The following is a 21677-nucleotide window of genomic DNA, read 5'->3' as shown; positions in this document are numbered from 1 at the left end:
CCAACATGGACTGGATGCTCAAGGACCTGGCGGACAGCGTCCCGCTGACCCGCCACGTCGTGGTGCTCTCCGTGGACGGCCTGCGGATGGCCCAGTACGGTGCGGACAACGACACTGCCGACCGCTTGGCCGCCGCCTGCGCGGGTCTGCAGAGCCTCTCCGGGGCCATCGCCCTGGAGTTCCCGGGCGGCCGCGGCCGGATGCGGATGGTCGTCATCGAGGTCGAGGGTGGCTTCTTCTACCTCATGGCGGCAGGCGCCAACGCCTACCTCGCAGTACTGGCCGACGAAGGGGTGGACGCGGGCTTGATGGGCCTGCGCATGCGCGACCTGGTCGCCCGCATAGGCGCACATCTGACCAGTCCGCCCCGAATGGAAAGGCGCGCGGCCAGGTGAACGTCCCCGACCCGGGCATGCAGACGACCAATCCGGCGCGGCTGTACGTCATCACCGGTGGCCGCACGGGGCAGGCTGCAGACCTCGACCTGGTCACCCTGATCGTGTCCCGGTCACAGCCGCGGCCCGGCATGACACCGGAACACGCAGACATCCTGCGCATGTGCCACTACCCGTTGTCAGTCGCCGAAATTTCCGCCTATCTGAATTTACCCCTGAGCGCGGTCCAGGTCCTGCTGGCCGACCTGTTGGCCGAACACCGGGTGGAATCGCGCGCCCCGGTGCCGGCCGCCTCGCTGCCCGATACCGAACTCCTCCTGGCGGTGATGCATGGACTCTCCAAGCTCTAACCGGTGGCCCGGGCCGAACGGCGTGCACGCGCTCCCGGCCTCCGCCGCCGCAGCGGTCAAGGTCGTCGTTGTCGGTAGCTTCGGTGTGGGCAAGACGACCATGGTCGGCGCGGTCAGCGAGATCCAGCCGCTGACCACCGAGGAGCGGATCACCGAGGCCAGCGTCGGCATTGACGACACCGCGGGGCTGGAGGGCAAATCCTCCACCACGGTGGCCATGGACTTCGGCCGCATCAGTGTCAACGACGAACTGGTGCTCTACCTGTTCGGCACCCCCGGTCAGGAGCGCTTCTGGTTCCTGTGGAACGGGCTGTTCGAAGGAGCCCTGGGCGCGGTGGTCCTGATCGATCCCCGCCGTCTGGAGCTGAGCTTCGACGTACTCCACCGCCTCGAGGAGCGGCGGCTGCCGTTCGTCGTCGCCGTGAACCAGTTTGACGGCGCTCCCCTGCACTCCATCCCGGACCTGCGTGAAGCCCTCGACCTGCCCGGCTGGGTCCCCATCGTCGCCTGCGACGCCCGGCGGCGCTCCTCCAGCCGGGACGTCCTGCTCTCACTGATGCGCTACCTCTACTCCCTCACCACGTCCCCGGAGCGACTGTGACCGCCCCTGTCCCCGAACCAATCCGGCTCGACCACGGCCCCGCCACACCGCCGCCCAGCTGCCCGGCCCACGCCGCCACCGGCCCTGGAGGCGTGACCCGGCTGTACGGGCCCGCGCACAGGAGCGACCCGGCCGGCCTGTACGAACGGCTGCGCAAACAGCACGGTGCGGTCGCACCCGTCCTCCTGCAGGGCGACGTGCCGGCCTGGCTGGTCCTCGGCTACCACGAGAACATGGTCGTCGCCCGCACTCCCAATCGCTTCTCCCGAGACTCCCGTCACTGGCGGCACTGGCAGGACAACCTCCTCACCCCCGACTCCCCGCTCCTTCCGATCCTCACCTGGCGGCCGGACTGCCTCTCCCAGGACGGCGGGGAGCACCAGCGGCTGAGAGCCGCAGTGACCGACGGCCTGGCGCGATTCGACCGCCGCGGTGTCCGTCGCCACATCCAGCGCTACGCCAGCCAGCTGATCGACCGCTTCGCCATGACCGGCAGCGCCGACCTTCTCCCCCAGTACGCCCAGCACCTCCCCATGCTGCTCCTCACCCACCTGTTCGGCATGCCCGAGGAGGAAGGACCCCGCCTCGTCGAGGCCAGCATCGAACTTGTCAAGGGCACCGAAACCGCCGTTGTCCACAACGCCTACATCATGGACACCCTGCGCCGGCTGGTGGAACGCAAACGGACGGTCCCAGGCCACGATCTGGCATCCTGGCTCCTGGAACACCCCTCCCGGCTCACCGACGACGAGGTCCAGCACCACCTCTGGCTGGTCATGCTCACCGCAAACGAGACCACCACCAACCTGGTCGCCAACACCCTGCGCGTCGTCCTCACCGACCCCCGCTTCCGCGCCTCCCTGACCGGCGGGCTGATGACCGTACCCGACGCCGTGGAACAGGTCCTGTGGGACGAACCACCCCTCACGACCTGTATCGGCGGCTACGCCACCGCCGACACCCACCTCGCCGGACGGCCGATCAAAGCCGGCGACCTGCTGCTGCTCGGCCTGGCCGCCGGCAACGCCGACCCAGCCATCCGCCCAGACCCGAACACGCCAGTCCACGGCAACCGCTCCCATCTCGCCTTCAGCCGCGGACCACACGAGTGCCCAGGGCAGGACATCGGCAGGGCCGTCACCGACATCGCCGTGGACACCCTGCTGATACGCCTGCCCGACGTGCACCTGGCGGTACCCGAGAACGAACTGTCGTGGACCTCCTCCACCTGGTCCCGCCACTTGAACGCACTACCCGTCACTTTCACCCCTCGCTGGTCGATCGCCGCCGGAGCACCAGCAGACATACCGACCAGAACCCGTCCACCGCACACGACCACCACCGAGCACGTACCTGCCCAGCTCGCCCCACCTGCCAGCGAGCGGCCACCACGCGTCTCACGCTGGTCCGCTCTGTGGCAGAGGCTCAACCGCAGCTGACACTGGGTCCGAACCCACGCACAATGTGCCGGTGCCAGCCTCGGAGCGCCGACGGCGCACCCTTCGCCTCCCTCTCTGGCACCGGCACACATGCCCTCAGCACTGTCCAGGTTCGGGGCAAGAGCCACCAGACACCGTCCCTTCCCGGGTGCCCTCGGGACGCCCCGCATCCCTTGTCCAGTCGTGGCAGCCGCGAATCCAACGACCAACACCCTCCAACACCGTGTCAACCGCTTCGCGCTGACTTTCCACCAGCCACAACTCATCGCACAGTTCCGGCACCTCCGTCTCCAGCCACCGATAGACCTGCAGCTGCTGCCGGGTCATCCACAACGCCTCGTCAATCGCCGCATGCCGCGAGTATCCGCGTTCGCCCCGCAGCACCGTCACAAGATTCCGCTGGTCGCCCTCCTGCTCACTGTGCTCCAGCCCGTGAACGTCGCGCACCCAGGCGACAACATCAACGGCCGCGGTGCGGACCCTGCGTGTCAGCGCGTGTGCCGACACCTGAGCCGGCAACTCAACACCGCCAAGACGCTCGACCGCGTCGATCCAGTGCGCGCCCACCGTTCGCCGCTGCTGTTCCAGATAGCCCTCCAGCCCCACAGACGCGGTGCCCCGCTCGGCATCCGCCACACGGGCAGCCACCCGCCGGGCCCAGGAAGCGGAGACGCGGTCGCACCACCGCTCGGACATCCCTTCCGAAAGCGACTCCCACACCTGCGCCCACGCCCGCGCAAGCGGCGTCCTCACCCGCAGCACCTCACCCGCGGGCCTGAACGCGACAGCACCGAGTTCGTACAAAGCATCCGCGGCCCGATCCTCGCCCCCCACGCCGGCAACCAATGTCGGCCGACCGAGTAGGGCATCCAGCGCAAGCCAGTCCATCACCGTACGCAGGTCGTCCTCCCACGCCAGTGGATACATCTGCGCCGCAGCCCGGGGCACATCCCAGGACAGGTACTCCTCAAGCCCCGCCTCACTGCACACGAGCCCGCTCTCGCGCACCCACTCCACGTGCCCGCCACGGGCCCGCTCCAGAAACGGATTGACCCGCGCCTCGAAAGGCACGGCAAACGACACGTCCTGCGGCATTTCCTCACCTTTCACCGGCCGTCGAGGTCCGCGCGCCGCCCCCGGAGAAGAGCAGGCTGCGACACACGGGGCAGGGTTTCCCACCGCGCTGGCCCCGCACACCCTCCACCTCACCGAACAGGACCCCAGAGAACCGGTGTTGAGACCAGGGACCCCAGCAGCGGGATTGGGCCTGCCTACTGGTTCACCGCCCCTGTTAGCGTCGGGACCAGCTGAACAACCGTTCTGTTCACGCAGGAGGGTGCCTGTGCCGTCCGTTCCAGCAGCAACAGGAAACCGCACCGGGGCAGAGATCCTGCAATGGGCGCGGGGTCTCGTGGGACCCGCGCTCCAGCAGTCGGTGGCACGCCTACCGGCCTCGGTCCGCAAGATCGCCGACTACCACTTCGCCTGGACCAGTGCACCCGGCGGCCGGATGATCGGCACTGGCAAAGCGCTGCGCCCGGCTCTCACGCTCCTGTTCGCCCAGGCGGTGGGAGGAAACGCTCACGACGTCCTACGGGCGGCGGCGGCAGTGGAACTGGTCCACAACTTCTCGCTGCTCCACCACGACGTAATGGACGGAGACGCGGTCCGCCGCCACCGGCCCACGGCCTGGACGGTGTTCGGCGTCCCGCAGGCGATTCTCGCCGGCGGCGCCCTGCTGGCGCTGAGGCTGCAGATCCTCGCGGAACAGGATTCCGGCGTTGCGGGGCCCGCTGTGGAACAGTTGTCGGCCGCACTTCTGGAACTGCAGAGCGCCGATGTCGCGTTCGAGAGTCGCAGCGAGGTCGACCTCACCGAGTGCACTGCCATGGCCGCGGGCAAGACCGGCGCTCTGATCGGCGCCGCGTGCGGGGCTTGGCGCATTGGCCGGCGGAGCCGGCGGCGAACAAGCCGAGTCCGCAAAGCAGTACGGACTTCACATCGGGCTCGCCTTCCAGCTGACTGACGATGTCCTGGGTGTATGGGGGGGACCCCGCGCTCACCGGCAAGCCGGCTCTCTCCGACCTCTTCGCGCGCAGGAAGTCCCTGCCTGTAGTCGCCGCACTCACGAGCGGAACCCCAGAGGCGGCAGAGTTGGCGGAACTCTACGCCCAGCCCGAGAAGCCCGCACAAGCTGACCTTCGCGCCGGCTGCAGGTCTTGTCGAACGGGCCGGCGGCCGGCGTTGGTGCGAGGCAGAGGCTCGCCGCAGCGTCCATGCAGCCGAGGCCTGCCTGAACGCCCTCAACCCCTTGGCTGGCCCGAGAGCCGACGTCTGCGCCGTGGCCACGATGATCGTCGAACGCGATCGCTGAATCAACATCTCTCCAGAGCCGGGATGGCGATACCCATCGACATCACCGGCCTGGAGGCCTTCACACAAGTGGTCGCACTTGCACAGGTGTGGAAGCCGCCATGGCGCCCCAGGAAGGTGACCGATCGGTTCCTATTGACCCGAAACGGTAAGGTTCGCGCTCGTTGATCCGAGCGTGACGGATCTGGTGGGGGACGCGCGGCGGTTGTCGCCGAAGGCTCAGGAAGCTCTGCGGATGCGGGTGGTTGCGGCGCTCCGGGCGGGTCGGGATCGGCGCGAGGTGGCCGAGTTCCTGGGCGTGACCGTGCAGTCGGTGACCGACTGGTGGGCCGCCTGGCAGTCCGGCGGCCGTGAGGCACTGGTGTCCGGGACCCGTGGCCGGCGGGTGGGCGAGCACCAGGTGCTCGATCCCGACCGGCAGCAGTGCGTCCGGCAGGCCCTGATCGACCACCGCCCCGAAGACCTGGGACTGGGTGGGCAGTTGTGGACCCGGGCGATCGTCGGCGACCTGATCGCCCTGCTGTATCGGGTGCGGCTGACCGAGCAGGGGGTGGGCAAGTACCTCAAGCGCTGGGGCCTGTCGTTCCAGCGCCCGGACAAGCGCGCGATCGAGCAGGACGTGGAGGCGGTCCGCGCCTGGCGCGAGGAGACCTGGCCCGCCATCCGCGTGAAGGCCCAGGAGTAAGGTGCCGAAGTGCTGTTCGCCGACCAGACCGGTATCCGCTCCGACCAGGTGTCCGGCCGGACCTGGGCCCCGCGAGGCGAGACACCGACCGTGCGCCGGACCGGCAACCGCTTCTCGGCCAACGCGATGTCCGCGATCAGCCCGCGGGGCCGGATGTGGTTCACCGTCTACCGGGGCATGTTCACGGCCGAGGTGTTCTGCGACTTCCTCGACGGCCTGAACAGGCAGTTCGACCGCCCGATCCACCTGGTCGTCGACCGGCACTCCGTCCACCGCAGCAAGAAGGTCAGGGCCTGGCTCACCAACCACCCCGGCCGCATCACCCTGCACCTGCTGCCCGCGTACGCGCCCGAGACCAACCCGGACGAGCTGGTCAACGCCGACCTGAAACGAACCCTGCTGCCGGCCTCCCGAGCCCGCAATGCCGACCAGCTAAGCCTTGTCCCGTAACGCCTGACCACAGTTAGGTCTCGCCAGAATGCCTGCCGCCTCGGCGCGCAGTTGCTCACCGCGGTGCCGTGCAAGGATCTCAACGCTCTCGTCGAGACCGATGGTCTCTTGCAGGCCGCGAGCCACGGACCGCTTCAACCTTGTTGCGGCGATACCGGCGACCATCCACTGGGGCGCCTCCCCGTCCAAGATCTTCACGTCAGCGCCGGCGGCGATGGCTTCGCGTGCTGGCTTGCAGGCACTGGTCTGGTCGGTGAGCATCGCGGCGATGTCGGGCCGGTGCGGGGGCTCGTCTTCGGTGGCCATGCGGTGACTGCAGAGACCGAGCAGGGGCGTCGCCACAGGATTCGGCGCGGCCAGGGCGAGGGAGCCAGAAGATCGCGATGTCGCGTCGGGCATTGTGGAACGATCTTGCGATGGCTGCTGTGATCACGGCTTCGGAGCCGTCCTGGATATCCCCGTTCACCGGGTTGGGCCCCCGCGACTTCCAGAAGCTGATCACGATGCTCCGCCGCGAGGGCGCCGACGCGATGCGTCGACGCCGCCCGTGGAGCCTGCCGCTGGCGGACCGGGTCCTGTTGGTCGCCGCAAACTGGCGTACGAACCTGACACTGCGGCAGCTCGCGCTTCTGTTTGGGGTGTCGAAGTCTGCTGCCGGCCGAATCCTCGACCACATCGGCCCCCTGCTCGCGCTCAACCCGCGGCGCCGCTTCCGTAAGGGCACTGTGCTGATCGTCGACGGCACCCTGGTTCCCACCCGCGACCACACGATCGCCGAGCAGTCGAAAAACTACAGGTACTCCACCAACCACCAGGTCGTCATCGATGCCCACACCCGACTGGTCGTCGTGGTCGGCAAGCCCCTGCCGGGCAACCGGAACGACTGCAAGGCATGGGAGGAGTCGGGCGCGAAGTCCGCCGTCGGCCGGACGACGACCATCGCCGACGGCGGCTATCCGGGCACCGGTCTGGTGATCCCGCACCGGAGGTCACGCGGCGGCGAACTCACCGAGTGGCAGGTCCAGCACAACAGTGAGCACAAGCAGGTCCGCGCCCGCGTCGAGCACGTCTTCGCCCGGATGAAGACCTGGAAGATCCTCCGCGACTGCCGCCTCAAAGGCGACGGCGTTCACCACGCCATGCTCGGCATCGCCCGCCTCCACAACCTCCTACAGGCCGCGTAGGCGAAGCCAACCCTGAGGCGGATCATCCAACCCGGATCCACCGGAGATCAATTACGGGACGCCCCTTAGCCGACGAGGTCCGGCGCTTCTTCCGCCGCCGACAGAAGCAGCCGCACATCGTCCGCGGCTACTTCCAGGGCCCGCACGTTCGCTACATCACCGAGATGCCGGAAATTTAGCGTTTCGGGTAAATATCCTTCCTGCGCCTTTGACAAGGAATATACCCAACCTCTCCGTCAAATCCGGCCTTCACTTACTTTCAAGCCTCGCCTGGCGGACGCCGATCTACAGTACTCCTCGCCCTCGCCTGCGATCTCGCCAGCGCGGTCCGTGAGCCGGGTTCGGCCTGCTGCCGGTCCCCGGACAGATGCTCCTTCAGCACTTCGTGCGGGGTCTCCTGTCTGCGCCCACTCCAGGTGTCCTGCGCGGGTCTGCTCCAGATGCGGATTGACCAAAGCTCGGAAGGAACGGTGAACGACACGTCCTGGGGCGATTTCCTCGCCTTGCTCGCTTGCGGGAATGTCAATTCCCTGTCGGCCAGCGATATATGGAGCGCTGACCACTCCAGAGGGATAATGCTTCCCACATGCCCCGAAACTTACGCAGGAAAACTTCGCGGCAGGGCTGTTGAGTCGCCATTGATGCCTGGGCCCCAATGTGATTCTTGGGCCTCCCCGGCACTCCGGACAACTCCTTAGTCTCGGGCCGAAGCATCGGCTCTGTTCGCGCAGGACAGGAGGCGTTCATGACATATGTTCCAGTAGTAGCAGAGACTCGTACCGGAAGCGACGTCATGGAGTGGGCCCAGAAATTGGTCGACCCCGTGCTACGCAGCTCGGTGATGCGTCTGCCGCACTCGGTCCGTCAGGTAGCTGACTACCATTTCGGCTGGTCGGACGAATCCGACGGCCGACCGGCCGGCCGCGGAAAATCCTTCCGCCCGGCCCTTGTCTTCCTGCTCGCCCAGGGTGTGGGAGGCCGCACCGAAGCCGCCGTTCCGACCGCTGTCGCGGTGGAGTTGGTGCACAATTTCTCGCTTCTCCATGACGACGTCATGGACGGGGACGCCCTTCGTCGGCACCGACCCTCTGCCTGGACTGTGTTCGGGATACCTCAGGCCATCCTCGCCGGCGACGCTCTACTCACGCTCGCCCTCCAGGTGCTCGCCGAGCAGGACATGCCTGCCACGTCGGATTCCGTCTCCCGCATGTCCGACACCTTGTTGGACCTGGTGGACGGGCAGAGCGCCGACATCGCCTTCGAGAACCGCAACGATGTCGACCTGGCCGAGTGTCTGGCCATGGCCTCAGGCAAAACGAGTGCCCTCATCGGCGCCGCCTGCATGCTCGGGGCCCTGACAGGAGGTGCACCGCACGATCAGGCTGAGTACGCGCGGCAGTACGGCCTCCAGCTCGGCCTCGCGTTTCAGCTCGTCGACGACTTCCTGGGTGTCTGGGGTGACCCTGCGGTGACAGGTAAGCCGGTCTTCGCCGATCTCGCCGCGCGCAAGAAGTCACTGCCCGTGACGGCAGCCCTGACGAGCGGCACCACAGCAGGAGAAGAGCTTGCAGCGCTGTACGAACGGCCCGACCGACTGGAGGAAGCCGACCTGCGCAGGGCCGCTGAACTCATCGAGCGAGCAGGCGGCCGGCGTTGGTGCGCGGTGGAGGTGCAGCGACGGCTGTGCACGGCCCACACATATCTCGACGAACTCGGACTGGCGAGCAACCCAAGAGCCGACCTGAACGCGCTGGAGGCGGCTCTCATCGAGCACGATCACTGAGCCGCACAACCCACCCAGCCCCCTACACGCGAGGTCACCATGGTGAGCACCATGCAGACGATCCCCACCGCTCCCGGGCACATACCCCTGCTCGGACATACCCTCCCCCTCCTGCGATCCCCATTGGCGATGCTGCAGGCACTGCGACCTCACGGTGATGTCGTCGTCATCCGTCTGGGCCGGCGCCCCGTATATGTGATCAACTCCCCCGAAGCAATCCACCAAGTTCTGGTCACCGAAGCAGGTGCCTACGCCAAGGGCCGCGTGTTCGACAAAACCCGGCCCTTTCTCGGCAATGGCATCGGCACCTCCGAGGGCACGTTCCACCTGCGGCAGCGCCGTCTCATGCTGCCGGCCTTCCACCGCGAACGGCTGCGCGGCTATACGGCAGTCATGCGCGAACAGACCGCCGTCGTCACCGCCGCGTGGCAGCCCGGGCAACGCATCGCCGCCGACCGGACCTTCTACGACCTGGCATGCTCGGTCACCACGAGAACGTTGTTTCACTCCGACTCCCACCAGCACATATCGGCCGCCGTCCAGCAATGGCTGCCCGTCTTCCTGAAAGGAGTCACGAAGCGGACGATGTCATCTGTCGACCTGCTCGAAAGACTGCCAACCCCAGGGAACCGGCGGTTTGAACGCGCCCGCGCCGGCTTGCAGGAGACCATCGGCGGCCTAATCTCCGCCCACCAAGCCGACCCCCGGGACCGTGGGGACCTGCTGTCAGTGCTGGCCGGTGCCCGCGACGAGGACACCGGCGGAACGATGAGCCGCGAGCAACTGCACGACGAACTCATGACCATCCTGGTCGCCGGAACCGAGACCACTAGCACCGCCCTGTCCTGGCTGTTCCACATGTTGAGCTTGCACCCGGACATCGAAAAGGAACTACATAGCGAGATCGACAGCATCGTCGGCGACCGACCGATCACGTTCGACGACATCCCCGCACTCGAGTACACGCGGCACGTCATCCATGAGACCTTGCGTCTCTACTCCCCGGCATGGTTCACCATGCGGCGGGCCACCACCGCCGTCGAACTCGGCGGCATCCCCATCCCCGCCGGCTCCGAACTACTCCTCAGCCCGGCCGCGCTGCACCGTGATCCCAGCCTCTACCCCGACCCGCAGCGCTTCGACCCCGACCGCTGGCAGTCGCCTCCACCGCCCGGTACTTACCTCCCCTTCGGGGCCGGCCCACACAAGTGCATCGGCGACCACTTCGGCATGACGGAGGTAACCGTCGCCGTAGCCACGATCGGCGCCCGATGGCGCCTCAGACCTGCCACGGGACACACCGTCCGCGAAACACCCCACGGCACGCTGCGCCCAAACAGCCTGCCCATGATCCTGGCCCTCCGGCGCCGATGACCAGGCTTTTCGCGGGCCTCGACTCGCGGTCGCGAGGGTGTTTCGGGGCCCGCCACTGTCGGGCCTCTCCGTCACGCTCAGCCTCGATTTCACCAGCGCGCGCGTCTGCACGACGTTGGATGTTAATGGGGAGACCGATAGGGCCTGTAGGCCCGCGGACGCTACTGGCCGCGGTGCCGCAGTTGGACCCGGGGCACTGATAGCCCGACATACCTTTCCACTCCGCACAACATCCGAGCTCCGCCACCCAGAAGCCGACCGGTTCGCCCATTCCCGTAGGTTCAGTCAAGTCGAACTAGCCGGCACTGTGCACTGCATGGCCCTGATGTGGTCCGGTTCGCAGTACGACCAGAACAGCTCGGCCTTGGAGTGGGCGTAGGGTCGCGGCATTTGTACGATCCGTGCACCGTCTCGCGCGCCCTACCCGAGACCAGGCCTCGCTGCGCCGTGGCCGTCCCGCCGTGTGGGCGGTGAATGGCACAGCAGCGGCGATCCTCACCGGGAACGCCCTGGTGGTCGCTGCCGTCCAGGCCCTCCTCGCTGCCTCCGAGCCGGACTTGGTACTGCCGTCCTGCTGACCGCCGCCCAAGCGCTCACCGAGGGCAAGTACCTCAACGTCCTCCTTGAAATGAGCACCGACCACAGCAAGCGGGATGCCCTCGCCGTTGCCACGGGGAAGACCGCAGCGCCGCTGTCCCGCGCGAGCAAACTCGGCGCTCTCGCCGTCGGCGCGAATGCCGAACGGGCCGCACACCTGCGGGCCTTCGGCCTACACCTCGGCATTGCCCTCCAGTGCACCGACGACCTGCTCAGAGTCTGGGGAGACGAGCGGGTCACCAGCAGGCCAGCCGCTCCGACCTGCACCGCCGCAAGGTAACGGTGCTCGTCGCCGTCGCCCTGACCACCGCCACCGAACCCCGCCCGTCAACTATGCGGCCTCTAACAGCCCTGCGCCCAGCTGGACGATCAGGGCTGCACGCTGGCCGCTGCCCTGATCGAACAGGCCAGTGCCCGCGAAGCAACCACCCGGCTGGTCCGCCACCACGCCGAACTCGAAGCCCTCACCGACCACTTCGCGCGACCGGGACCACTGAACCACCCGCTCCGCGAACGCCCCGAGCCCGCGAGGAGACCATGCCCCGGCCCTACACAACCCGCGACACCGCCCGCCTGGAACATGCCGCCGCCGAATACCGCGACATGGCCAGCGCCGCCACACCCCGCTACGCCCTGCGAACCGCCTTCGACTACGCCCGGTTTCGTATCGCCGACTACTGCGCTGGCTTCCGCCCCAACCCGGCCGCGCGAGAGACCGAGGAGAAGGTCAGGACGTGGGCTCAGGAGTTCGGGCTGTGGATCCCCGACGTGACCGAGCACTGCAACGACCTCGCGTCCTACCTGTACCCCGAAGCACCGGCCGACCGGCTGGCGACCATCGGCAAGAACTTCGCCATCGACTGGTACATCAACGACACCATCGGACGCGAACGGGTAGCGGGGTTGGCACCCGAAGGCAAGAGAGCCGCCGCCCTGACCCGCGAACACCTCCTCCAGGTCTCCCGGACCCTGCAAACGGGCCCGGACGCGGCCCCGGTCGACCACGCGTGTCTCGACATGCTCCAAGAACTACGCGCCGGCTCCAATAACGCACCCCAGTGGTACACCCACTTCCTCAGCGTATGGACGGGCCATCTGAGGACCATGGGGCACGACGGCAACGCCTCCGCTGGCGGGACGGTCCCCACCGCGGCCGAGTACCTCCAGACCCGCATCGACATCTCCGGTATGCCGCACACCATCGCGCTCGGAGAATTCGCCACCGACACCTACCTCAACTGGGTCGCCCTCGACCGCGACGCCCTCGCCGCCCGCCGACTGCGCTGGCTGTGCGCCGCCATCGGCTGCCTGAGTAACGATCTGTTCTCCTTCGAGAAGGAGTTCATCAGGCACCGCTCCGACTCCAACCTTATCCCGGTCCTGCTGCTCAACCACCCGCACCTGACACTCGACGACGCCGTCGTCCGGGCTATCACACGCGTCCGCAAGCACACGGTCGAATACATACGCTGCGCCCGTTCCCTCACCTCGCGAGCGAATGAGCTGCCCCAACCACTTTGCATGCCCTTACAGGAGTTCGTCCGGGCAACCGAATCGTGCGTCAAGGCGACCTGGACGTGGCAGTTACTGAGCCAGAGGTACCGTTTCCCCGGATCGATCTTCGAGGAAACCCGCCCCGGGTGGACTGCGGCTACTGACCTCGGCTCGTCAGGGTGATGTCGGGGACTATCACGATCTAGGCTCTGGCCCGTAATCGGTGGTAGCGCTGTGTAGTGGTCCCCGGAGGAGGATTCGGTGGCGGAGCAGGGGAAGCCCGGCTCGGCCGTGCATCTGGCGCATGATCCGTTTGGTTCGCGTGTTGACTCCCTCGGTGCGGCCGTTGTGGAACGGAAGGGTGAGTCCGGCGTCGACGGCGTCCCGGTCGAGTTGCAGGCCGTTGCTGAAGGAGTGCAGGTGAGGCAGGTCGACGGAGCGAACTGACGTGATCCAGTCGGTGAGCTTGGTGTCGTTGCCCTCTGCCGGCGTCAGGAGTTGCGCGAACTTTCCTGTGACACAGGCGAGTTCGGTTATCTCGGGGCATGCCGCGGATAGTTCCCGCAGAAGTGCGGTGTCCTTGTCGCGCAGGTTCTCCGGGTGGGTGAGGAGGAGTCGAGCGAAGCGCTGCGGGGTGGTGACGGGTTTGCCACCCTCGGCGCGGCCCTGGGTGATGTAGCGGACCAGGAGGTTGGCGCTGCCGGTGCAGCCGAGTTCCTTGATCTCGCGCAGGAGGTGGGTGACGGGCACTGCGGGGTCCTCGGCCCGACGTCTGCGCAGGTGGTCGCGGTAGGGATCGACGAGGGTGGGCTTGTAGCGAGGTGCGCGTCGCTCTGCGGTGGGCTCCGTCATGCGGGCGTACCGCTTGACGGTGTTCAGGGCTACGTCGAGGCGCCGGGCACATTCGAGCAGCCCGACGCCCTGACCGAGTAACTTGTGGACCTGGTGCCAGCGTTCGCGGGTGGTCTGCTCGCGCATGCCTCCGGGCCGGGCGGGGTTCACGACGGTGGCCCAGCAGACGGCGTGGGAGCGGACCTCGGCCAGGACCTTCCCGCACAGGTTGCTCCAGAGATGCCACCTGTCGCTGACCGGCACCGCTTCGGGAAGGGCCTGGCGGATCGCCTCACTGTAGGAACCGGAGCCGTCGCGGCAGACATACTCGATCCCCGGGTGCTCGCGCAGCCACGCGACCAGCGTCTGGGTGGTGCAGTCGGGTAGGACGTCGATCCGCTCGCCGGTCTCGGCGTCGATGAGCGCGGTCGCGTAGCGGTGCCGGCGCTTGAGGGCGAAGTCGTCGACGCCGAGCACACGCGGGACACGCGGCGGCGGCAACGCCTGGCGCATGAGCACACGCAGGGCCGTCGAGCGCGAGACATAACAGGCCAGGACACGACAGAGGCGGGCGCCCGCCCGGCCCGATAACTCCTTCACCACGGAGCCGAGCTGGTCGGGCAGGCGGGTAGTGCGGCGCTGGTAGCGTTCGACTCCGGGAACCTGCTCACGGAACGTCTGCCGCGAGCAGCCGAGCACCGGACACACCAGCCGCCGCAGCCTCGCCGAGACGACGACCCGCCGGCCGTCCACCGGCACGTCCGCCACCGTCCGATGGTGGAAGCCGTGTACCCGCCCTGTCGGCGTGCCGCACACGGGGCACGGCACTGGATCCTCCCGGATCCGCGCGGTCACCCGGATGACGCCACGCTCGCCCGTCACGCCCTCGACCACCAGCGCCGACAGCCCTGAAAACACTAAACTCACAAGCTCGTTGACATCTTGCGCACCATGCCAACGACGCCGGTCACCCCTGGTTACCACCGATTACGGGCCAGAGTCGTTCTTTAGAGGAGCTAACACAAAGTCGTCGTTCGGCCATGTCTCCTCGTCGGTCTGCTCGTTGGTCCATCCGTGGGAAAGCTGAAGGGTCCGCCGTGGGTGGTATCGGACGACCTCTGGGCGCGGATCGAGCCGCTGCTGCCGGTGAGGCAGCGGCGGTCTCGTAATCCAGGCCGGTTGCCGCTGGATGATCGCGGGTGTCTGCAGGGGATTCTGTTCGTGCTGCACACCGGGATCCAGTGGGAGTGGTTGCCGCAGGAGCTGGGCTTCGGTTCCGGTATGACCTGCTGGCGCCGGCTGCGGGACTGGCACGAGGCCGGGGTGTGGGACCGACTCCACCAGGTCCTGCTGACCGAGCTGCACCGCGCGGGGAAGTTGGACTGGTCCCGGGCGGTGATCGACGGCTCCCACCATCAGGCGCGTCGGGGCGGCCCAAAACGGGCCCGAGCCCGGTCGACCGCGCCCGGCCCGGCTCGAAGCACCACATCATCACCGACGCAGGCGGCACTCCGCTCGCCATCACTCTGACCGGCGGCAACCGCCACGATGTCACCCAGCTGCTGCCACTGCTGGACGCGATCCCGCGCATCCGCGGAGCGACCGGTCGCCCGCGCCACCGTCCCAGGCAGCTGTTCGCAGACCGGGGCTACGACTTCGACAAGTACCGCCGCCTGCTGTGGAAGCGCGGTATCAAACCGGTCATCGCCCGCCGGGGCGTGCCGCACGGCTCCGGCCTGGGCACCATCCGGTGGGTGGTCGAGCGGACGAACGCCTGGATCCACGGCTTCCGACGCCTCCGCATCCGATGGGACATCCGCGACGACATCCATGAGGCCTTCCTCAAGCTGGCCTGCTGCGTGATCACCTACCGGCGCGTCCGCGCTTTGTGTTAGCTCCTCTTAAACGACGCCTGTCCAACGTCGTCTACCGGATCATGAAACGCGACCATCGCACCCAACTCGCCCATGCCGCTTGACACACAGAGGCGCTATGGTCTTCGTCAAGCCGTAGCGGGTGTCGGGGGTTGGTAGAGGGTGCCGTCTCTGAGCATGGCGAAGAGGACGTCGATGCGGCGGCGGGCGAGTGCGACGAGGGCGGCGACGTGGTGTTTGCCCTCGCGTCGTTTCCGGTCGTAGTAGGCGCGTGATTCGGGTTGGGACAGGGACGCGAACGCGGCCAGGTAGAAGGCCCGTTTGAGCTGCTTGTTGCCGCGTCGGGAGGGGTGCTCGCCGCGGATCGAGGAGCCGGAGGCGCGGGTGACCGGTGCCAGGCCGGCATAGGCGGCCAGGTGGCCGGCGCTAGGGAAGGCGCTTGCGTCGCCGACGTCGACGAGGATCCGGGCGGCGGTCCTGACCCCGATGCCGGGCATCGAGGTCAGGACCGGGGAAAGAGGGTGGGCCTCCAGCAGTTCCTCGATCCTCGCGGCGAGGAGTTTGCGCTGGTCTAGCACTGCGGTCAGTGAGGTGGTGAGGCTGGGGACGATCAGCGCGGCGGCCTCGGTGCCGGGGACGACGACGGTCTGCTCGTCGAGGGCGGTGAAGATGTCCTCGACCAGGCGATCGGCCATCCGTGGGGCCTTGGGCCGCAGAAGGGTGATCAGTCGACGCCGTCCTGCCTTCCTCAACTAGGCCGGGGATCCGTGGCGTTCGAGCAGAGCGAGGACGGCGGGGTGGTCCAGTCGCGGGCCCAGGACGCGTTCGAGGGACGGGTGGATCTGGGTGAGCAGTCCGCGCAGGCGGTTCTTGATCCTCGTGGATTCGCACGCGAGGTCGTCGTCGAATCCGGCGATCATCTCGAGCTCGGCGACGGTCTCGTCGGCCGGCTCCAGGTCGCGCAGGGTGTGCGGCATGGTGCGGGCGGCGTCCGCGATGACGTGCGCGTCGCGGGCGTCGGTCTTCGCCTCGCCGGGATACAGATCGGCGATCCGGCGCATGGTCAGGCCGGGCAGGTAGGCGATGCGGCATCCGGTGTCGCGGGCCACGGCCAGCGGCAGGGCGCCGATGGTGGCCGGCTGGTCGACCACGACCAGCACCGTCCCGTGCTTGTCCTGCAGTTTCGTGAACAGCTCACGAAGCCGGGGCTCGTTGTTGGGCAGAGCCTTGTCGAAGACCTTCTTGCCGGCCGGCGTGAGCGCGGCCGCGTGGTGTTCGCCCTTGCCGACGTCCAGGCCGAGATAGAGATCTATGCCATCGGTGCTGGTCAACTGCCCCTCCCAGGTCTCGCTCTCCCCGGCCCTGCGGCATCGGCGCGCCGGCATCCACGTTACGGAGAGCCTGCCTCACCCAGGTGCGGGATCAGCGCTCAAGCCCCTCATCAGCGGTCTGCCAACGCCTCCGAACCCGGTGACATCACCTTTTCGATCATCATCGACAGGGGGCAAAAGTCATGCCGGGCCAGGAGGCCGGGAACCCCGTTGCGGGGCCGTGAAAACGGTAACGGGGGCGATCACACCGGTCCCAGCCCCGTCGACCGGGGCAAGCCCGGCTCCAAGGTGCACGTCCTGTCCGACCGTAGCGGACTGTCCCTCGTCGTCGGCGTCTCGGCCGGCAACGTCCACGACCAGCACGGCCTGATCCCCCTCCTCCAAGCCCCCCAAATGAAACACGACCCGAAACGGGGCCTGCACTACCGACCCCGCAAGGTCCACGCAGACAAGGCCTACGACAGCCCTGGCCTGCGCAAATGGCTCCACCAAGAGCGCATCCTGCCCCGGATCGCCCGCAAGGGCATCGAGTCCAGCCAGACCCTCGGCCGCCACCGCTGGGTCATCGAGCGCACCATGGCCTGGCTCACCGGCTACCGCCGAATCGCCCGCCGCTACGAACGCGACCACCGGCTCTACCTGGCCTTCTGCGATCTCGCAGCCGTCATTACATGCCACAAACGACTCACCAAACTCACCACGTAGGACAAGGTCTATAAGGGAGGGGATGTGTTCTTCAGCCCGTACACCATTCACCGTGACCCTGCGGTCTTCCGCGCCCCTGACCGGTTCGACCGGACCGGTGGCTCCCCGAGCGGGCCAGGTTCGTCCCCCGCCATGCCTATCTGCCGTTCGGAGCAGGAATACGCAAGTGCATCGGCGAGTCGCTTGCCTACACCGAGATCACGATTGCCCTCGCTGCGCTCGCCAGCCGCTGGCGGCTGCGGTCCGTCACCAACCATCCGGCGCGCGCGGTGGCTCGCTCCGCCTTGCGGCCAAGTGAATCCTTCATGCGGGTCGAGGCGAGACATCCAGTGGGGATGGCACCATGACCACGACACCGGTATGCAACGCATCCTCCGGGGGACGCTCCGTCTACACGGTCCGGTCTGGCTGACCACGCGGCGAGCACCGTCCATCGAGCTCGCGGGGATGTGCCTCCCGGCAGACTGAGAGTTGCTCTTCAGCCAGCCGCACCGCACCGCACCAGGAACAGGAACAGGAACAGGAACAGGAACAGGAACAGGAACAGGATCCTGGACACCGAGCCGCTCCGCTTCGTCCCCGGCCGCTGGCAGTCGGCCCTCCTGCGGGGGTGCGTTCCTCTCCTTCGGCGCCGGACGGAACAAGCGGGGACCACTTCGGCCTCACCGAAACGGCCGTCTCCGTCGCCACGATCAGCGCCGCCTGGCGGCTGGGACCGGCTCCCGATGCTGCTGGAGGCGCGACGCGGGTGACAGGAGCGCTGCACCGCCGGTCAGGCCTCGGCATTCGCCTGCCGCGGCACTGCCAAGGCAGCGCGCGGGCCAATCAGGTTGGCCGGACGGAGGATCTCGCGGAGCTCTGCATCACCGAGCAGGCCCCGGGCGGCAACGAGGTCGAACACGCCGGCGCCGGTGAGCAGGGCCTCTTGGGCGATCGCGGTGGCCTGCTCGTACCCGATGTGCGGGTTGAGTGCGGTGGCGAGGCCGATGGAGCGGGCAACCTGGTGGGACAGGTGGTCGCGGTTCGCGGTGATGCCGCTGACGCAGCGCCCGGCGAGGGTCAGGCAGCCGGCCGTCAGACGGGCCAGACTCGTGAGCAGGTTGTGGGCGATGACCGGTTCGAATGCGTTGAGTTGGAGCTGGCCCGCCTCAGCCGCGAGGGTGACCGTCACGTCGCTGCCGATGACCTCGAAGGCGATCTGGTTGACGACCTCGGGTATCACCGGGTTGACCTTGCCGGGCATGATGCTGGAGCCGGCCTGCACGGGCGGCAGACCGATCTCGGCAAGGCCGGCACGGGGACCGCAGGACAGCAGGCGCAGGTCGTTGCAAGTCTTGGAGAGCCTGACCGCCGCACGCTTGAGGACACCGGAGAGCTCGACAAAGGCACCGACATCCTGGGTCGCGGCGATGAGATCGCCCGCCGTCGCCACCGGGACACCGGTGAGCTCGCCGAGATGGCGGCAGGCCAGTGCCGCGTACTCGGGGTGGGCATTCAGTCCGGTGCCGATCGCCGTGCCACCGAGGTTGATCTCGCGAAGCGGCGCACAGGCCCCGGCCAGGCGTTGCCGGTCCTCTCCGATCATGAGGGCGAACACGGCGAACTCCTGGCCGAGCGTCATGGGCACCGCGTCCTGGAGCTGGGTACGGCCCATCTTGAGGACGTCCGTGAACTCCTGCGCCTTCGCCGCGAACGCCTCCTGGAGTACCTGCATCGCAGCCAGCAGCCGGTGCACCGCGGTGTGGAGGGCGACCTTGACCGCGGTCGGGTAGACGTCGTTGGTGCTCTGCCCCGCGTTCACGTCCTCCACCGGGTGGAGGTTCCGGTACTCGCCCTTGGCATGTCCGAGGATCTCGAGCGCGCGGTTGGCGACGACCTCGTTCGCGTTCATATTGGTGGACGTGCCCGCTCCGCCCTGGATCACATCGACGACGAAGTCGTCGTGCAGTGCACCCGCACGGATCTCCTCGCAGGCGGTGGCAATCGCGTGGGCCTTGTCCTGCCCCAGCAGGCTGAGGTCGCGGTTGGTCAGGGCCGCTGCCTGCTTGACGGCCGCGAGGGCGGACACCAGGTCGGGGTGAACGGCGATGGGGGTCCCCGTGATGGGAAAGTTCTCCACGGCGCGCAGCGTGTGGATTCCGTAGTAGGCGTTCGCGGGGATCTTGCGGTCGCCCAGCAGGTCGTGCTCGACGCGATAGGCCCGCGCTGTGGTGCAGGTCTGTGTCGGCGCGATGTCGGGGAGGGGCGGCATGGCGGGGTCTCCGTTCAGTGCTGGGCGGATGAAGCCTGGGCCGTGGACACCGGTCGCACGCCTGTGGCGGGGGTGCGCACCGGGGTCGGCACGGGGTCGAGGATGCGGCGCAGGATCGTTGTGCGTTCGGCGGGGTCGCGGGTGGCCAGGGCCGCGGCGAGGACGGCGGTTCTGGCCTGGCCGGCTCGCAGGGTGCCGGCCGGCACGGCGCCTGCGGCTATCAGGTCCACCGCTCCGCCGTTGCCGTAGAGGGGTGTCACCGGTCCTGCGGGGACGCGGGTGGTCAGTGCGACGAGGACTCCCGCCGACACCGCGCGGGCGACGGCTCCTGCCATCGCCGGTGTGGCGTTGCCAGCGCCGGTGCCGATGAGCACCACGCCTTGGGCGCCGGCGGCCACCGCTGCCTGCAGCAGGAGCGGATCGCCGTCGCAGTGGTGCATGACGGCGTCGACTCTCGGTGTGGGCGCGCCGGGGTCTGGAAGTCTGAGGGGCTCCGAGCGGGCAGGTCGTCCTTCCAGCAAGATCCGATCGGGCTGGAACACGCCGATCCGTCGGCCGGACGGGTCGGCGAAGGCACTGTTCGCCACAGTCTGGATCTTGACAGTGCCGCGGGCTGCGTGGAGGAGCCCGTCGAAGGCGACCGTGACGCCCAGGCCGCTGAGGGTGGTGGCGGCAAGCAGGGCGTCGTGCAGGTTGCGGCGGGCGTCGCCCCCGGGATCCTCCAGGGGCCGCTGGGCACCGGTGAACACGACGGGGCGTCGGTCGTGGTGGTGGAGGTCGAGGAGGAAGGCCGATTCCTCCATGGTGTCGGTGCCGTGTGTGACCACGACCCCGCCCACCGTCTCGTCGGCCAGCACGTCGTGCACGGTGCGCAGCAGGGTGAGCTGGTGCGCGGTGGTCAGGTTGGCGCTGTTCACCGTGAACAGGTCGACGACCTGCACGGGGGGCTCGCCTGGGCGGGTGAGGGCGGCGAGGATCTCGCGACCTCGGGCTTGGGCGGTGTAGCCGTTGCCGTCGGATCGGCTGGCGATCGTTCCACCGGTGCTGATGACGACGACGCGTCCCATCGGCTGGCCCTTTCGTGGGGTCGGGCGGGTCCGTCGCCGGTTGGGCGGCGGTTTCTCCGCATGACCGCACAATAGGGCTAATCCCTCGCAAACGGGTTGCTAATTCATGCGCATTTGACCGCGAATGGGGTTGATAATTGCGTCATGGATGAGATTGATCGGATGATTTTGCGCGAGCTTCAGGAGGACGGGAGGCTGACCAATCAGGAGTTGGCCCAGCGGGTGGGGCTGACCGCCTCTCCCTGCATGCGGCGGGTGCGGCAGCTGGAGCAGGACGGGGTGATCCGCGGCTACCGGGCCGTACTGGATCCGGAGGCGGTGGGGCGCAGCTTCGAGGTCCTTGTGTCGGTGGAGGTCAAGCGGGATCGGGAGGCCGTGGAGGCTTTCGAGGCCGCGCTCCAGGGCATCCCCGACGTGGTGGAGGCGTATCGGCTGTTCGGGAGTCCGGGGTGTCTGCTGCGGATCGCGGTCGCCGATCTACGGGCCTACGAGCGCTTGTGGATCGAGCGGCTCACCTCGCTGTCGGGTGTCTCCGAGGTCAACTCGCAGATCATCATGAAGCGGATCAAGGAGCCGCGCGGCCTGCCGGTCGGCCGGTGACACCGCAGGTCACGGCATCAGGCCCACCGGCCCAATTCGTTATGGGCCCGGCAAAGTTGGGCCTCCCGGGCGGCGGCCGGGTGCGGATAGCCTCCGGCCGTGGGAAGAAATGGTGATCTTCCCAGGCGTCGAGGCGGCGGATAGGGCCCTGACCCTTCACCCCCTCCGGCCCGGGCATGCGCTACCCGGGGTGGAGAGCCGTCGGTTCACGCCACCGGCGTGAACCTGACACCACGCCGCAGTTGCCCTCCCCTGGGCGCTGGAGTCGGCGGTGCGCCATCCCTCCCCCGGAG

22 protein-coding genes and 2 pseudogenes are annotated in these 21677 nt (G+C 67.9%); 18 read left to right on the top strand and 6 right to left on the bottom strand.

Going from position 1 to position 21677, the window contains the following annotated elements; all coding sequences use genetic code 11:
- Positions 1–5 precede the first annotated feature (5 nt).
- The 4 genes from ACFV0G_RS00120 to ACFV0G_RS00105 are packed head-to-tail and all read left to right on the top strand — an operon-like array spanning position 6 to position 2785.
- Positions 6–395 carry a roadblock/LC7 domain-containing protein gene (locus ACFV0G_RS00120; RefSeq protein ID WP_380539180.1) on the top strand — a complete coding sequence of 130 codons (390 nt, stop codon included), beginning with the start codon at positions 6–8 and terminating at the stop codon, positions 393–395.
- A gap of 17 nt (positions 396–412) precedes the next feature.
- Positions 413–745 carry a DUF742 domain-containing protein gene (locus ACFV0G_RS00115; RefSeq protein WP_380539177.1) on the top strand — a complete coding sequence of 111 codons (333 nt, stop codon included), beginning with the start codon at positions 413–415 and terminating at the stop codon, positions 743–745.
- Positions 726–1346, top strand: coding sequence for an ATP/GTP-binding protein (locus ACFV0G_RS00110; protein WP_380538929.1), 621 nt, complete (start codon positions 726–728; stop codon positions 1344–1346). Before ACFV0G_RS00115 ends, ACFV0G_RS00110 begins: the two co-directional genes overlap by 20 nt.
- Positions 1343–2785 carry a cytochrome P450 gene (locus ACFV0G_RS00105; RefSeq protein ID WP_380538926.1) on the top strand — a complete coding sequence of 481 codons (1443 nt, stop codon included), beginning with the start codon at positions 1343–1345 and terminating at the stop codon, positions 2783–2785. The genes ACFV0G_RS00110 and ACFV0G_RS00105 overlap by 4 nt, the downstream gene beginning before the upstream one ends.
- 96 nt (positions 2786–2881) lie before the next feature.
- Here ACFV0G_RS00105 and ACFV0G_RS00100 read toward each other — a convergent pair whose 3' ends face one another.
- Complete coding sequence (locus ACFV0G_RS00100; RefSeq protein ID WP_380538923.1) at positions 2882–3880, bottom strand: terpene cyclase; 999 nt, start codon at positions 3878–3880, stop codon at positions 2882–2884.
- Positions 3881–4127: 247 nt separating this feature from the next.
- Here ACFV0G_RS00100 and ACFV0G_RS00095 point away from each other — a divergent pair, with 247 nt between their 5' ends.
- The 4 genes from ACFV0G_RS00095 (at position 4128) to ACFV0G_RS00080 (ending at position 6293) form a co-directional block, all read left to right on the top strand.
- Positions 4128–4811, top strand: a complete 684-nt coding sequence (locus ACFV0G_RS00095) for a polyprenyl synthetase family protein (RefSeq protein WP_380538920.1) — start codon at positions 4128–4130, stop codon at positions 4809–4811.
- Positions 4729–4983, top strand: coding sequence for a hypothetical protein (locus tag ACFV0G_RS00090; protein ID WP_380538917.1), 255 nt, complete (start codon positions 4729–4731; stop codon positions 4981–4983). Before ACFV0G_RS00095 ends, ACFV0G_RS00090 begins: the two co-directional genes overlap by 83 nt.
- A 350-nt stretch (positions 4984–5333) precedes the next feature.
- On the top strand, positions 5334–5843 hold the full coding sequence (locus ACFV0G_RS00085; protein ID WP_380538915.1) for a winged helix-turn-helix domain-containing protein: 510 nt from the start codon (positions 5334–5336) through the stop codon (positions 5841–5843).
- A gap of 9 nt (positions 5844–5852) precedes the next feature.
- Positions 5853–6293 carry an IS630 family transposase gene (locus ACFV0G_RS00080; RefSeq protein WP_380538912.1) on the top strand — a complete coding sequence of 147 codons (441 nt, stop codon included), beginning with the start codon at positions 5853–5855 and terminating at the stop codon, positions 6291–6293.
- Here ACFV0G_RS00080 and ACFV0G_RS00075 read toward each other — a convergent pair.
- A complete protein-coding gene (locus ACFV0G_RS00075) occupies positions 6276–6599 on the bottom strand; it encodes a hypothetical protein (RefSeq protein ID WP_380538909.1) in 324 nt (107 codons plus the stop codon). The genes ACFV0G_RS00080 and ACFV0G_RS00075 overlap by 18 nt on opposite strands.
- Before the next feature lie 110 nt (positions 6600–6709).
- Here ACFV0G_RS00075 and ACFV0G_RS00070 point away from each other — a divergent pair, with 110 nt between their 5' ends.
- From ACFV0G_RS00070 to ACFV0G_RS00045, 6 genes are all read left to right on the top strand, one after another.
- Positions 6710–7477: a transposase gene (locus ACFV0G_RS00070; RefSeq protein WP_380538906.1), complete on the top strand. Its 768-nt coding sequence runs from the start codon at positions 6710–6712 to the stop codon at positions 7475–7477.
- Positions 7478–8270: 793 nt separating this feature from the next.
- A complete protein-coding gene (locus ACFV0G_RS00065; RefSeq protein WP_380538903.1) occupies positions 8271–9260 on the top strand; it encodes a polyprenyl synthetase family protein in 990 nt (329 codons plus the stop codon).
- A gap of 39 nt (positions 9261–9299) precedes the next feature.
- Positions 9300–10634, top strand: a complete 1335-nt coding sequence (locus ACFV0G_RS00060; protein WP_380538900.1) for a cytochrome P450 — start codon at positions 9300–9302, stop codon at positions 10632–10634.
- 401 nt (positions 10635–11035) lie between these two features.
- On the top strand, positions 11036–11212 hold the full coding sequence (locus ACFV0G_RS00055) for a polyprenyl synthetase family protein (protein ID WP_380538897.1): 177 nt from the start codon (positions 11036–11038) through the stop codon (positions 11210–11212).
- Between the two features lie 50 nt (positions 11213–11262).
- The gene (locus ACFV0G_RS00050) at positions 11263–11511 is read left to right on the top strand and encodes a polyprenyl synthetase family protein (RefSeq protein WP_380538894.1); all 249 of its coding nucleotides are present in this window, start codon (positions 11263–11265) and stop codon (positions 11509–11511) included.
- Positions 11512–11768: 257 nt separating this feature from the next.
- Positions 11769–12908: a terpene synthase family protein gene (locus ACFV0G_RS00045; protein WP_380538891.1), complete on the top strand. Its 1140-nt coding sequence runs from the start codon at positions 11769–11771 to the stop codon at positions 12906–12908.
- Between the two features lie 12 nt (positions 12909–12920).
- Here ACFV0G_RS00045 and ACFV0G_RS00040 read toward each other — a convergent pair whose 3' ends face one another.
- A complete protein-coding gene (locus ACFV0G_RS00040; RefSeq protein ID WP_380538888.1) occupies positions 12921–14474 on the bottom strand; it encodes an ISL3 family transposase in 1554 nt (517 codons plus the stop codon).
- Between the two features lie 165 nt (positions 14475–14639).
- Between ACFV0G_RS00040 and ACFV0G_RS00035 the strand changes: the two genes are divergently transcribed.
- Positions 14640–15451 (top strand): IS5 family transposase gene (locus tag ACFV0G_RS00035; protein ID WP_380539174.1). Its coding sequence is split into 2 segments (ribosomal slippage): positions 14640–14991 and positions 14991–15451, totalling 813 coding nucleotides; the frame shifts between segments, so codons are not numbered across the junction.
- A gap of 107 nt (positions 15452–15558) precedes the next feature.
- Here ACFV0G_RS00035 and ACFV0G_RS00030 read toward each other — a convergent pair.
- A pseudogene (locus tag ACFV0G_RS00030) lies at positions 15559–16761 on the bottom strand (IS110 family transposase).
- Positions 16762–16971: 210 nt separating this feature from the next.
- Here ACFV0G_RS00030 and ACFV0G_RS00025 point away from each other — a divergent pair.
- Together ACFV0G_RS00025 and ACFV0G_RS00020 are read left to right on the top strand one after the other, a co-directional pair.
- Complete coding sequence (locus tag ACFV0G_RS00025; RefSeq protein ID WP_380538885.1) at positions 16972–17466, top strand: IS5 family transposase; 495 nt, start codon at positions 16972–16974, stop codon at positions 17464–17466.
- A gap of 98 nt (positions 17467–17564) precedes the next feature.
- Positions 17565–17813: pseudogene (locus ACFV0G_RS00020) on the top strand (cytochrome P450); the annotation flags it as partial.
- A 425-nt stretch (positions 17814–18238) separates the two neighbouring features.
- On the opposite strand, the gene ACFV0G_RS00015 reads toward ACFV0G_RS00020, so the two are convergent.
- Together ACFV0G_RS00015 and ACFV0G_RS00010 are read right to left on the bottom strand one after the other, a co-directional pair.
- Entirely contained in the window at positions 18239–19717 is a 1479-nt protein-coding gene (locus ACFV0G_RS00015) for an aspartate ammonia-lyase (protein ID WP_380538882.1), read from the bottom strand.
- Between the two features lie 14 nt (positions 19718–19731).
- A complete protein-coding gene (locus tag ACFV0G_RS00010; RefSeq protein WP_380538879.1) occupies positions 19732–20784 on the bottom strand; it encodes an asparaginase in 1053 nt (350 codons plus the stop codon).
- Positions 20785–20928: 144 nt separating this feature from the next.
- Here ACFV0G_RS00010 and ACFV0G_RS00005 point away from each other — a divergent pair, with 144 nt between their 5' ends.
- The gene (locus ACFV0G_RS00005; protein WP_380538876.1) at positions 20929–21384 is read left to right on the top strand and encodes an Lrp/AsnC family transcriptional regulator; all 456 of its coding nucleotides are present in this window, start codon (positions 20929–20931) and stop codon (positions 21382–21384) included.
- Positions 21385–21677 lie beyond the last annotated feature (293 nt).

The sequence above is a fragment of the Kitasatospora sp. NPDC059571 genome, from assembly GCF_042735675.1.
Taxonomy (GTDB): domain Bacteria; phylum Actinomycetota; class Actinomycetes; order Streptomycetales; family Streptomycetaceae; genus Kitasatospora.
The sequence above is the reverse complement of the archived record's forward strand: the minus strand, read 5'-3'. Positions and strand labels throughout refer to the sequence as shown.

Bases quoted from the DNA above. Each gene is read 5' to 3' on its own strand.
- ACFV0G_RS00120 (WP_380539180.1), top strand. From the start codon at position 6: ATGGACTGGATGCTCAAGGACCTGGCGGACAGCGTCCCGCTGACCCGC.
- ACFV0G_RS00115 (WP_380539177.1), top strand. From the start codon at position 413: ATGCAGACGACCAATCCGGCGCGGCTGTACGTCATCACCGGTGGCCGC.
- ACFV0G_RS00110 (WP_380538929.1), top strand. From the start codon at position 726: ATGGACTCTCCAAGCTCTAACCGGTGGCCCGGGCCGAACGGCGTGCAC.
- ACFV0G_RS00100 (WP_380538923.1), bottom strand. From the start codon at position 3,880: ATGCCGCAGGACGTGTCGTTTGCCGTGCCTTTCGAGGCGCGGGTCAAT.
- ACFV0G_RS00075 (WP_380538909.1), bottom strand. From the start codon at position 6,599: ATGGCCACCGAAGACGAGCCCCCGCACCGGCCCGACATCGCCGCGATG.
- ACFV0G_RS00070 (WP_380538906.1), top strand. From the start codon at position 6,710: ATGGCTGCTGTGATCACGGCTTCGGAGCCGTCCTGGATATCCCCGTTC.
- ACFV0G_RS00065 (WP_380538903.1), top strand. From the start codon at position 8,271: ATGGAGTGGGCCCAGAAATTGGTCGACCCCGTGCTACGCAGCTCGGTG.
- ACFV0G_RS00060 (WP_380538900.1), top strand. From the start codon at position 9,300: ATGGTGAGCACCATGCAGACGATCCCCACCGCTCCCGGGCACATACCC.
- ACFV0G_RS00050 (WP_380538894.1), top strand. From the start codon at position 11,263: ATGAGCACCGACCACAGCAAGCGGGATGCCCTCGCCGTTGCCACGGGG.
- ACFV0G_RS00045 (WP_380538891.1), top strand. From the start codon at position 11,769: ATGCCCCGGCCCTACACAACCCGCGACACCGCCCGCCTGGAACATGCC.
- ACFV0G_RS00015 (WP_380538882.1), bottom strand. From the start codon at position 19,717: ATGCCGCCCCTCCCCGACATCGCGCCGACACAGACCTGCACCACAGCG.
- ACFV0G_RS00010 (WP_380538879.1), bottom strand. From the start codon at position 20,784: ATGGGACGCGTCGTCGTCATCAGCACCGGTGGAACGATCGCCAGCCGA.
- ACFV0G_RS00005 (WP_380538876.1), top strand. From the start codon at position 20,929: ATGGATGAGATTGATCGGATGATTTTGCGCGAGCTTCAGGAGGACGGG.